The sequence below is a fragment of the Putridiphycobacter roseus genome, assembly GCF_003234935.1.
GTDB lineage: Bacteria > Bacteroidota > Bacteroidia > Flavobacteriales_D > Crocinitomicaceae > Putridiphycobacter > Putridiphycobacter roseus.
In genome coordinates this window covers 554,471-566,363 of sequence record NZ_QKSB01000001.1, presented here as the reverse complement: position 1 = coordinate 566,363, position 11,893 = coordinate 554,471, and the positions used below count along the sequence as shown (strand labels likewise).

General features: G+C 35.0%; 11 protein-coding genes and 1 tRNA gene. 2 read left to right on the top strand and 10 right to left on the bottom strand.

All coding sequences use genetic code 11. From position 1 onward, the window contains the following. Positions 1 to 28: 28 nt before the first annotated feature. From DNU06_RS02395 to DNU06_RS02375, 5 genes are read right to left on the bottom strand one after another with little or no spacing between them, the layout of a single operon-like run. Entirely contained in the window at positions 29 to 244 is a 216-nt protein-coding gene (locus tag DNU06_RS02395; RefSeq protein ID WP_111061599.1) for a hypothetical protein, read from the bottom strand. Next, on the bottom strand, positions 222 to 803 hold the full coding sequence (gene lptC, locus DNU06_RS02390) for an LPS export ABC transporter periplasmic protein LptC (protein ID WP_146239120.1): 582 nt from the start codon (positions 801 to 803) through the stop codon (positions 222 to 224). The genes DNU06_RS02395 and lptC overlap by 23 nt, the downstream gene beginning before the upstream one ends. Further along, positions 804 to 2,111 (bottom strand): hypothetical protein, encoded by a 1,308-nt coding sequence (locus DNU06_RS02385; RefSeq protein ID WP_146239119.1) that lies wholly within the window; start codon positions 2,109 to 2,111, stop codon positions 804 to 806. Between the two features lie 10 nt (positions 2,112 to 2,121). Next, positions 2,122 to 3,492, bottom strand: a complete 1,371-nt coding sequence (locus DNU06_RS02380; protein ID WP_111061596.1) for a hypothetical protein — start codon at positions 3,490 to 3,492, stop codon at positions 2,122 to 2,124. Continuing rightward, entirely contained in the window at positions 3,485 to 4,201 is a 717-nt protein-coding gene (locus tag DNU06_RS02375; protein WP_111061595.1) for a type III pantothenate kinase, read from the bottom strand. Before DNU06_RS02375 ends, DNU06_RS02380 begins: the two co-directional genes overlap by 8 nt. Before the next feature lie 110 nt (positions 4,202 to 4,311). On the opposite strand from DNU06_RS02375, the gene DNU06_RS02370 reads away from it, so the two are divergent. After that, a tRNA-Phe gene (locus DNU06_RS02370) sits at positions 4,312 to 4,384 on the top strand. A gap of 137 nt (positions 4,385 to 4,521) precedes the next feature. Beyond that, complete coding sequence (gene asd, locus DNU06_RS02365; RefSeq protein WP_111061594.1) at positions 4,522 to 5,403, top strand: archaetidylserine decarboxylase; 882 nt, start codon at positions 4,522 to 4,524, stop codon at positions 5,401 to 5,403. A 1-nt stretch (position 5,404) separates the two neighbouring features. On the opposite strand, the gene DNU06_RS02360 is transcribed toward asd, so the two are convergent. The 5 genes from DNU06_RS02360 to paaZ all read right to left on the bottom strand — a co-directional run bounded on the left by DNU06_RS02360 (position 5,405) and on the right by paaZ (position 11,806). Then, positions 5,405 to 5,632, bottom strand: coding sequence for a NifU family protein (locus DNU06_RS02360; RefSeq protein WP_111061593.1), 228 nt, complete (start codon positions 5,630 to 5,632; stop codon positions 5,405 to 5,407). A 2-nt stretch (positions 5,633 to 5,634) separates the two neighbouring features. Beyond that, positions 5,635 to 6,693, bottom strand: a complete 1,059-nt coding sequence (locus tag DNU06_RS02355; protein ID WP_111061592.1) for an Mrp/NBP35 family ATP-binding protein — start codon at positions 6,691 to 6,693, stop codon at positions 5,635 to 5,637. A gap of 42 nt (positions 6,694 to 6,735) precedes the next feature. Next, entirely contained in the window at positions 6,736 to 8,838 is a 2,103-nt protein-coding gene (locus DNU06_RS02350) for a YfhO family protein (protein ID WP_146239118.1), read from the bottom strand. A 9-nt stretch (positions 8,839 to 8,847) separates the two neighbouring features. Then, entirely contained in the window at positions 8,848 to 9,618 is a 771-nt protein-coding gene (locus DNU06_RS02345; protein WP_111061590.1) for an enoyl-CoA hydratase/isomerase family protein, read from the bottom strand. Between the two features lie 133 nt (positions 9,619 to 9,751). Further along, entirely contained in the window at positions 9,752 to 11,806 is a 2,055-nt protein-coding gene (gene paaZ / locus DNU06_RS02340; protein WP_111061589.1) for a phenylacetic acid degradation bifunctional protein PaaZ, read from the bottom strand. Positions 11,807 to 11,893: the final 87 nt, after the last annotated feature.

The window sequence follows — 11,893 nt, the reverse complement described above, 5'->3', positions numbered from 1 at the left end:
GCAAAAAAAATGAGGCCAGTAAATTTGTTTAAGCTTCCTTTTTAAAGGCACTAGATTTATCCAATTTATTTTTCATAAACCTTCTAACCAATGCCATTAATACGGATATGATAGGGACCAAGTAATAAAAAGCCCATTTGCTGAAGCCGTCTTGGAAGGCAAAAAAGGTTACGGCTACAAAAGAAACGATTGCGATTGCCCACCAAAATTGTTCTAATATTTTATTTAATCGTGCTAAATTCATTATCTGTGGTGTCTGTATAAATTAAAGAAAAATTCGACATGGTATAATTGCTAAAGGTTTCATCAGCGGTAAGTCCTATGCCGTTTGCTTTCGTATTTGGGGATTCAATATAGAATGGTTTATCCGTTCTGATTTTCTTTACCCTTTTATCGTAGTATAATTCTTCCGTTTTTAAGGTTTGTTGTTTTTCAAAATTAGTAATAATTACATTGTTTTTCGCAATGATAATGTTTTCTAGGGGTTTTAATTCGGCATACTCTGCTGTTAGGCGAGAGACCAAGGTCGCACTATCAGAATAATAGTTTACAATGATGCCGCTTTTGAATTTTGTAACGCGACCAAATTTACTGTAATCTTCAACTTTATCTCCTAAGATTTCAATCTTTACATTTCCCGAATCGGAGTAAAGCATGTGAAAGTCAGTAAAAATTTGATCGGGAGTGTCTTCGGTTGCAGTAACAACTTTTACGTTGGCTAAATCGTTTTCACATGAAAAAAACATTCCCGCCAAAAATAAGGCAGGAATGTAATATTTAAAATATGTTTTGAGTCTGTTCAATTATCTTACAGTTGTACTTTCTCCCCAACAGCTTAAGTAAACGCTATCACCAGCTTTTTTACCAGCTTCAAAGAATTCAGTTGTACCGGGTGCACCATTTGCATATCTTGAAGAGTAATCTTCCCCTAATGCGGATGCTTTTTTCATGTAATCATCTGCCAACCAGTAATTCGCTTTTCTATCAAATGTAGTGTCTCCGCAAGAGTTTGCTAATGCACCAATTGCTCCGGCACATACAATCATTGCTTTACCTTTCTCTTCACCATTTACTTTTTTTGCCGTGTTAAATGCTGCTTTATAGCTTTTGTTAGATAATTGCGTAGCGGCTAAAGAAAGCATATATTTATTTAAATTTTCTCCTGCTTCTCCTTCTAATTCAACGGCTTTTTCAAAGTAGTTTTGTGCTTTTCTGTCTTCATTTCTTTTTTTGAAGTAGTTTCCTTGTGCATAATATGCATCCGCAGTAGGTGAGATGCTAATAGCGCTATCCGCTAATTGACCATACAATTCAGTTTGATCACATCCTCTTTTCTCTAAAATAGACAAATAACCTTGAATTTTTGCTAATTTTTCATCTTTCTCTTTTGGTAAAGTATTTACTTTTTTAGCCAAAACTTCTACTAACATTTCACAATCTTTTGCTAACTGTGTAAAGTAGTTATCTAAATATCCTTGCGCTCTATTGTACCCATCTACCCCTTTTTGATTGTTGTCGGCTGCGTATTTGTTTTTTGCAATACCAATGTAGTCTGACAATTTTAAGTATTCTTCAATGGCAAAATTTCTAGCTACTTCTTTTTCTTCTCCTTTAGTTCGGTTATAGTTACCTACTAAATGATAGAAATAATATATCATTTCATTAATGGATAATCTTTCCTTTAATTCGTGCACACTTTCTGCAAATAGTTTATCTATTTTAGCTAAATCTTTTGCTTGGTTTTTCACTAGTTTTGCAGCATATTCTGCAGTTAAGTCTGCAGTTTTTAAATGCTTTAATTCTGTTTCATAACACCAATAAATAGTATCCTTAAGTTCTATTTGTCTAGTTGAGGTAGTGTCTATCTTTAACATAGAAGTATATATAGCTCTGGCATTATTCCAATCTGTATGGTCTAATTTTTCTTCTCCACAAGCCGTGTAAGCCTTTACAAAAAAGTTTGCAGCATCACGCCACATTTCTTGTTCACCATAAGTACCCATTAAGCTTAGGTATTTTTTACAATCCTCACTTAAGACTCTTTCTTGTGCGATAGAGTTTGCTCCTAGTACACTAATAAATATTACTAATAATAAGTTCTTTAATTTCATTTTGTTCGTTTTAATCATATTTTCTTTTCAAAAACCATCTGTCATAAATTCCAGGACTGATGGATACCCCAAAGCTAACACCTAATTTTTGTTCTTGGATTAAGTTATTATTAATTGTTCCAAGGTTATTATAAGTTACGCCCAAGTTTATATTTGTGTTTGAATTCCCATTCAATACTGGTATACCTAATCCAAAACTTATGCCATAATTGTTTAATTGGGTGTTTTTGGCCATAATTTCTGTCATGGTATAATTAAAACCGAATCTATATTTCAATTTTGCCAAGTACATTACCAACTTGTCATTTGCTTTTGCATTGGCGTATGGTGCGTATTCAATTCCAAAACTTAAATTAGTTCTGTCTGCATAAACGGAATCATTTACAACGCCTTCAAAAGTAGTTTTAAAATCCGACCACTTTTGATAATTGTATTCTCCCTTAAAAATAATTTGGTAATTTAAATTAGAAGTAGTGCCTGGTCTTAGTCTATATTCACCACCTACGCCATAGCTTTCAGGAATGTAAGTTGTGCCTGTTAAATCTGTTAAAAAGTTGGAGGTGTCACTTATAGATTCGTAATAGCTGTAATTATCGTAAAAACTTTGTGAATAGGCATAAGAAACAATTTCTGTACTACTTTTTAAAGATGCTGCAGGTGTATAGGTTGCAGCTAGTGTATAAGAGCCTCTTGCAAGTTTTTGTGCATAAAGCAAACCAAAGTCAAATCTAAAATCATTGACATAAGTGGCTGACTTTACTCTAGAGTGTAATGCGTCATTTGGGTATTCTGTATATTCAAAGGATTCTATTTTTTCATTACTCCCAAATAGGTAGTTTAAATTAACACCTAAAGAGATGCTACTATTTTTTTTTATTTTTTGTTTATACCCAAGACCAATATGGAAATTACTAATAGTTCCTTGGCCTTCATTTATTTTTTCAGCAATTGTATCGCCTTCTTCAATAATTGGATTTGAAATTAAATAACCAGTGGAAGAAAAAGGTGAAAGTCCAACGGATGCACCAAAGTTTTTTGCGATAGGTAAACCAAGTTGAAATTGATCAAGTCCCATTTGACTAGTAGTAGCAGTACTGTTAGTAGTAGATAACTTGGTGAAAGAACCATTTAGTCCCACTTGAAATACAGGCCTGTTTCTGTCCAATCCAGCATAACTTGCAGGATTAGATAATGTGATAATAGTGGAATCGGTGTTGGCAATTTGAGCACCACCTAAGGCACTAAAATAAGCGTATTTTCCACTTTTTAATTCTCCTATACCGTAAACACTGTATGGTGATTGTGTTCCTTTTTGCGCGTAGCCGTTTAAACTAAACAATAGAACTGTAAAAAAAAGTACTTGGCTTAAATGACTATGCATTATGGTTTAAAATTTCGTTTAACCCAATGAGGGTAAGATTTTCGACTGCAAATATGTGGTTTTTATCTGTTTTATCAAAGTAAATTGAATCACCTCCTGTCATAAAAATTGTTAATTGGTTGAATTGCTGTTTATAACGATTGATAAACCCATTTATTTCTTCTTGCATGCCTAAAAGCACACCGCATTGTATACTGGTCTGAGTGTCAGTACCAAATTCTTGTTTTAGTGTTTTATCGACTTTTATTAGAGGTAATTTATCGGTTAAAGTATGTAACGCTTCGAAGCGCATTTTTAACCCAGGAGAGATATTTCCTCCTAAATAAGTACCTGTTTTATCCATCAAATCATACTTTATACATGTGCCTGCATCTATAATCAATATGTTTTCATTTTTTTTCAATGACCATGCGCCAACAGCATTTGCCAATCGGTCCCTGCCTAAGGTTTTTGGCGTAGTGTAATTATTAGTAATAGGAATACCTGTGTTCTCATCAAGATGTATGATTTTCTTTAGGTTTAAAAATTCCAATGAAATTTGTTTATGGACTACCGAGGAGATAATCGCATTCGAAATATGCTTTAATTTGCAATACTCTTCAAACTTTTCAATAGCATCATAAGAAAAGTTTTCTTTTTCCATCAAATCCTTACCGTTAAAGATAGCTGCCTTTAAGTAGGTATTTCCTTGGTCCAGTATTAAATTCATGTGACAAAAATACGGGAGTTTTAAGACAAATTTAATTTTTTTTAAAAAAAGTCAATAAAATTATTTGCTATTAAAAATGAATTTATATCTTTGCACCCACAAATACGTGAGGTGATGTAGCTCAGTCGGTAGAGCAAAGGACTGAAAATCCTTGTGTCGGCGGTTCGATTCCGTCCATCACCACATCCAAGAGGGAGCTTTATGCTCCCTTTTTTGGTTTTTATACTTTTTATTGTTCTATTAAATTATCCTAAACGGCGTGATATTTAAATATTTTAACCGCACTAATCACTAATTATTTTTTATTTTTGGAAAAGTATATGGATGAAATAGTTTACATCAACCGAAAAACTGGTGATCGGGTTGTGGAGAAAGTGCCAGGAGGTGGGATGATGAAATTTTTATACAGTTCAAATGTATTGGGTCGTTTTACTTTATGGTTGCTGATTAAGCGTAGATTCTTTTCTACTATGGCAGGTTGGTTTATGAACAGCAGGTTCTCCAAAAAATCAATTGGTAAGTTTATTAAAACCCATCAAATTAACATGGCGGAGTATATAGTTCCACCAAATGGATTTAAACATTTTAATGCTTTCTTTTATCGAAAAATAAAATTAGATAAAAGACCTATTGGGAACGGTATTGTCTCTCCTGCTGATGGCAAGTTGTTGGTTTTTCCAAGCATAAAAAATACAGAAACTTTTTTTGTAAAAGGTCGTCCTTTTAATTTGAGTGCTTTTTTGCAAAATGAAAAAGATGCTTTAAAATTTGAGGGTGGAAGTATGGCGATTATTCGCTTAGCGCCTACGGACTATCACCGGTATCATTTTCCAGTAACAGGATTTGTAGGTGACAATAATAGAATATTTGGAGATTATTATTCCGTTTCACCACTAGCTTTGCGACAAAGAATGGAAATATTCTCTCAGAATGCAAGAGAGTATGTTATCGTAAAATCTAAGCAGTATGGTGAGGTTCTTATTTGTGATGTTGGGGCCACCTTAACCGGTTCCATTGTGCAATCGCATTGGCCTAATATTGAGATTCAGAAAGGTCAAGAAAAGGGTTATTTTGCCTTCGGAGGATCAACCATCATTTTACTTTTTGAAAAAGGTAAGATGACGTTCTCGGAAGATTTAATTAAAAATACACAATTAGGGCTCGAGACCGCTATTAAAATGGGGGAAACAATCGGGAATTAGATCAAACGGATAATAGTTTGTTTAATTCAGGAAAAACATTTTTAATGGATTCTTCTATACCCGCTTTTAAGGTCATTTTACTCATGTCGCAATTGACACAAGCACCCAATAATCTTACCTTTACAGTGTTGTCTTCCGTTAATTCTATGAATTCTACATCACCACCATCTTTTTGAAGATAAGGACGAATGGATTGTAATGCAACTTCAATTTTTTCTTGGTTGTTCATAATTATTTGGAATTAACCGCTTTTACAAAGGTAGCGACAAATTCATCAAAAACTTTCGAAGATATAGTATTTTCTTGAAGTACAGCTGGTCGACCCACATCACCTGATTCTCTAACGCTTTGAATTAAGGGTATCTGGGCTAATAAGGGAACGTTCATGCTTTCCGCTAAATTCTTAGCACCGTCTCTTCCAAAAATATAATACTTATTATCTGGTAATTCAGCTGGTGTAAACCAAGCCATGTTTTCTACTAGACCTACAACAGGTACTTTTAAGGAGTCCATTTGAAACATGTTTATTCCTTTTCTCGCATCAGCTAATGCAACTTCTTGAGGTGTACTGACAATTACGACACCTGTTAAAGGTACATTTTGTACTAAGGATAAGTGAATGTCTCCGGTGCCAGGAGGTAAATCGATTAATAAGTAATCTAAAGCACCCCATTCCGCATCTTTAAATAGTTGATTTAAAGCTTTTGAAGCCATTGGTCCACGCCACACAACTGCCTGGTCAGGTTCTGAGAAAAATCCAATCGATAATACTTTTACACCGTAGGATTCAATGGGTTGAATTAATGTTTTACCATCTTTTTCCACTCCTTTTGGTCTTTGTCCAACTAAATCAAACATGGTTGGAGCGGAAGGGCCATATATATCAGCATCTACCAAACCAACTTTGTATCCTTGTTTCGCTAGTCCAGCTGCTAAGTTAGAAGTGATAGTTGATTTTCCAACACCACCTTTGCCTGAAGCAATCGCAATAATATGTTTTACATTCGGTAATACTTTTCTTACTTCAGGATCTCTGTCTTTAGGCAAGGCTTCAATAAGAATGGCAGACTTTACTTCTTTTCCAAAAGCGCGTTCCAGTGCAAATTCACAAGCTTCCTGCATTCTTTTTTTAGAGTGCATGGCTGGATTAGATATTTGTACGGTAAAAGCTACCTTATTATCTTCTACTTGAATGTTAGAAACTAAACCAAGTGTGATGATGTCTTTTTTTAAATCTGGCTCAATTACTTTACTTAATGCTGCTGTTACTTGATCGGCTGAAATGTTCATGGAATGTTTTTTTACGTTTGCAAAGTTAAGTGATTTTAAAAATTAAACTTTGTTTTGGTGACTAATATTCGTTATGTTTTTAATTTGAAAATATAGAATGAATCCAATACAGATTAAAAAACTGAAGAGGGACAGGTAGAATAATCGAATGGTAGTTTTGGGTTCAAATTTAATTGATAATGCGGATTCATCTGATTTTAATTGTACTGCTAAAAAGTTGCCTGAAATAGATTTGGAAATTAGGTGTTCACCATTTTCGTAAAAATGCCAATCTGGGTGCGTATTGTGATTGAAAAGTATTGTTTTTCCTTCCGCTTGACTGATGGTGAAATCAAATTGGTTTGGGGAAGTATAGGTAGACTGTATGTTTTTGGTTAAGGTGATATTGTAATGTTGTTTTGAATTTGAAAGATCTTCTAATTCATCAAATACCGCTATGAAAGGATACTGGAGAGCCGTGTCTAATAAATGATTTTGAATGACTGCTGAGTAGGTTTTTGTAGAATATGGTGATGAACCTTCTACGATAGGGTACTTAAAATAAGTAAAGCGATTTAACCATAGTTTTGGTACTTTTTCAAATGTTTCGGTGATTTTTCCTGTCGTAATTTGTTGGTTGATCAATGGAAACCCTTGGTGAATTGCTTTTATTTGCTGGTTGACAAGCTGTGGGTTTTTGTCGCTGTGCACAAAGGTTGGTGTACGGATCCATGTGTGTATAATCATGTCTCCAGCCGTTAATATGAGTAGTGTCAGGAGTAGGTGTTTGGGTTTGTATACTGTGAATAATAGCAGAATTGATAAGAGTGAAATTCCTATTAATAGGTCAACCGACCACATGTTTGAAATACTTTGTTGTTTAATTTGAGTAAAAAATTCCTCGTTTATAAATGGTAAGTTGACCGGACTTGTGAAGAATAATCCAATGGTCATGAGAATTAAAACAATGCCCAAGTATTTACCGAAAACAATTCTTGTTTTGGCATTTTGTAGAATTAATTCAATGCTAAATAGACTAATGGTAATCAGATTAAAAATAAAAAATATTCTGAAAAGAGAAGGGAACCTAAATTGGTCCATCAATGGTAGTAATCGATAGAGTAAATTGTGAAAAGGAAGTTCTACGGCTGCACTAATCATTAAAAATAGTATTGCAATTCCAAAAAGCCAAATTGCTAATTTATAGTAGCTGCTTTTTCTACCAAATAACAAAAAGAAAATGCTAAGTAATAAAGGAATCAATCCAATATAGGCATCATTTAACATCTTACTGGTGTTCCATAACTCGCTGCTTACCGAGGTGGAGGATGGACTGATTAAAGAGGAGTAACCAATAAGAGAAGAGCTGCCTGTTTGCGCACCAAATCCTTCATTGTTATAGTCTAGGCTGCTACGCGTGATCAAAGGGTTTAACGCACTGGTGCTGTATAGTACTACACTGTACATTCCAATGAATAAAACACTCAATATTAAGGTAAAACCGCCAATTTGTTTTAATGTTGAAAATGCTTTCTGCCTGAAGTATTTAATTACAAAATACACCACAATGGCAATACAAATGTAGGTGATGGTAATAAAGTTTCCTGCATAACCGCCAGTGACTAGTAGGTAGTAGAAAAAGGTAAAGTATAAACCAATTTCAAAAGAAGGTTTTTGTAGGAACCGAATCAAAAAATAGAATACAAATGGCATCCATGCACCACTAGTCAGGTAGCCCAATTGTGAGGCTTGTGAAATAAATACACCGCACAACATGTAGGCAATGGCACCAATTGTTCTGGTTTGCTTGTGGAGTTGAAATAGCTTCGTAAATTGATAAAAGCCTACTCCAGCCATTAATAGGTTAAAAAGGTATTCGAATTGTAAGACAATCAAGTCGTACTTGTATAGCAATGCAATAATCCAGCTTACTGGGTACCATGTTTCGTAGTGACCCATTTGCGGGAACCCATAATTCATGTATGGGTTCCATAAGGGCAATTCACCGTTGTTGATACATTCTGATAAATGGTATCGCCAAGGTAAATTGTACAATATAATGTCCCAAAACATTTGTCCTTTCATTAAAAATAAAAGGGGTAGTGCTAGAAACAGGACAATTAATAAAGTGATGAAATATGATTTATTTTTCAAAAAATATTTCATCAATTCAATTTATTTTTTCTTGAATGCGCTAATGGCATTGACTGTGAAATCAGATAAAACCAGTTTACCACTCATTGCAGCTCTTTCTTTTAATAATTCATCCCAGTTTTCGGTTCCTTCCCAAAATATTTGTTTTAATAAACGCATGGCTTCCGGGTTTGAGTTGGCTAATTTATTTGCCAATGTGTCCACTGCTTCGTCCATTGCTTCTACAGTTTCAAATGTTTCAGTATATAAGCCTTTTTCTTTGGCCCAATCTGCTGTTTGCCATTCGGTAGCATCAATTGCTAACTGTGACATGGCTGACATACCAATTTTTCTTTGTACCGCTGGCCCAACTACAAAAGGTCCAATGCCGACTGCCAATTCAGAAAGTTTCACAGCCGCAAATTTAGTTGCAAAACAATAGTCAACTGCCGAAGCAACACCTACACCACCACCAACTGCTTTGCCTTGTACTCTTCCAATAATTAATTTTGGACAAGTTCTGCAGGCATTGATCACATTAGCGAAACCAGAAAAGAAAACTTTACCCGTTTCAAAATCTTTGATCGAAATTAATTCATCAAAACTAGCGCCTGCACAAAATGCACGTTCACCTGCCGACTTTAATACAATGATTTTTACAGCTTCATCTTTTCCCAATTGGGTAATGGTGTCTGCCAATTTGTTCAATATTTTTCCCGGTAATGAATTAGATAAAGGATGTCCAAATTCAATGGTTCCAATTCCTTTTTCGTTGATTTCAAATTCAACATGACCTTCGTTTATTGCATTCATATTTTTAGTAATTAGTCTATAGTATTGAGTAGTTAGTACATGTGCTTGGGTACTCAATCGATTTTTATTATTTGTTTTACAGTGTTTCGTCCAGCGCCTTTTGCGATATTACTTGGAATGGACATTGAACTTCTTATTTCGATTGATCAATTTTTTTGACCATGGTTAAAATTGTAGCAATACCTACTGTTTCCCCTGTTTCGTCATAGATGTCCACCAAAAATTTCACAATTCCTTTTGCAATATCTTCTTCTGATTTCTTTTCTTGATCAATTTTTTCTTTCACGGTAAACCTTACTCCAATGGTTGCTCCAGGGTAAACTGGCTTGGTAAATCTAGCTTCTTCCACACCATAGTTTAGTAAAACCGGTCCTTTTTTAGGGTCGACAAATAAACCTGCTGCTTTTGAAAGTAAGAAATAACCATGTGCTACTCTTTGTTCGAAAATAGTTCCGTCTAAAGAAGTTGCATCCATGTGTGCATAAAAATTATCACCACTAACATTTGCAAAATTGGTGATATCAGTTTCAGTTACGGTGTGTTTGTGTGTAAAAACGGTCATACCCACTTTTAAATCTTCGAAATGCTTTCTAAAAACGTGTTCAATTGGCTCTGGTTGATCAGCTCCAACTTGAAATTGTTGTGTGATTGCAGTAATGGTTTGTGGATGACCTTGAATGGCTGTTCTTTGTAAGTAGTGCATTACACCTCTCATTCCGCCCATTTCTTCACCTCCACCGGCTCTACCTGGTCCACCGTGTGTTAACAATGGCATTGGAGAACCGTGGCCAGTACTCTCTTTGGCACAACGTTCGTTTAATACTAAAATTCTACCGTGCATAGAAGCGGCGTTCACCACATAATCAGTTGCTATTTTATCGTCAGCAGTAATGATAGAAGATACCAATGAACCTTTACCTAACTTGGCAATTTGTACGGCCTCTTCTAAATCCTTATAAGGCATTAACGTAGAAACAGGACCAAAACATTCAATGTCGTGTACTGCTGTTTTGTTAAATGGATCATCATTTCTGAATAAAATAGGAGAGAAGAAAGCACCTTTACTTCTATCTGCACTTTCATGTACTTCAAAGTTTTCTAAATCACCAAATACAATTTCTTGTTCAGCTTGTAATAATTTTACATTTTCTTTTACGCGCTCAACTTGTAAATGTGTTGCCAAAGCACCCATTCTTACGGCTTCGTTTGCAGGGTCACCAATGACTATTTTTGACAATCTTTTTGATAATGCAATTTGAACATCTTCCATTAAGTCTTCCGGGACAATTATTCTTCTGATGGAAGTACATTTTTGTCCGGCTTTCACCGTAATTTCTTTTTGAACCTCTTTGATGAAAATGTCAAATTCAGGCGTGCCAGGGACTGCATCTTTTCCTAAAATTGAAGCGTTTAATGAGTCAGCCTCCATGTTAAAAGGAACTGAATTTTCAACGATATTGGGTAATGACTTAAGCATTTTACCTGTTTTAGCAGATCCAGTAAAAGTAATGATATCTTGATTGGTTACATGGTCTAATATCCCATGTCCAAGTCCTGTTACCAGTTGTAATGCACCTTCGGGTAAGATTTTAGATGCAATAATTTCTCTCACCATTAATTCAGTCAAGTAAGAAGTGTATTCCGAAGGTTTAACAATTGCAGGAACGCCCGCCATTAAGTTAACCGCTATTTTTTCTAACATTCCCCAAATCGGAAAGTTAAATGCATTAATGTGTATAGCTACCCCTTCTTTTGGAACCATAATGTGGTGTCCAATAAAAGTGCCTTCTTTTGATAAAGCTGCAGCTTGACCATCTACATAATAAGGTAAGTCTGGAAATTGACGACGCAAAGAAGCGTTGGCAAATAAGTTTCCGATACCACCTTCAATGTCTATCCAAGAATCTACTCTTGTTGCACCAGTTGCAGCACTTAAAGTGTAAAACTTTTTTTTGATACTCATCAAGTGAAGCGCTAATTTCTTTAGCATCATCCCACGCTCTTGAAAGGTCATTCTCCTTAAGGCATAACCACCTTTTTCAACTGCGTATTCACGCATGGCTTTAAAGTCTAATCCTTTTGATGAAGTTTCACCAATTTTTTCTCCAGTTATGGTATTAAAATGCTCTATTTCTGTTCCATCACCCGATTGCCAGTTGCCAAGTGCGTAGTTTTGATAAGTTGTCATGTTTGTTGTTTTGAAGGCATAAAGTTAGAAATATGCCGCAATTAATCCTACTTTTAAGGAGATTTAATCGCTTCACAAAAAACATGA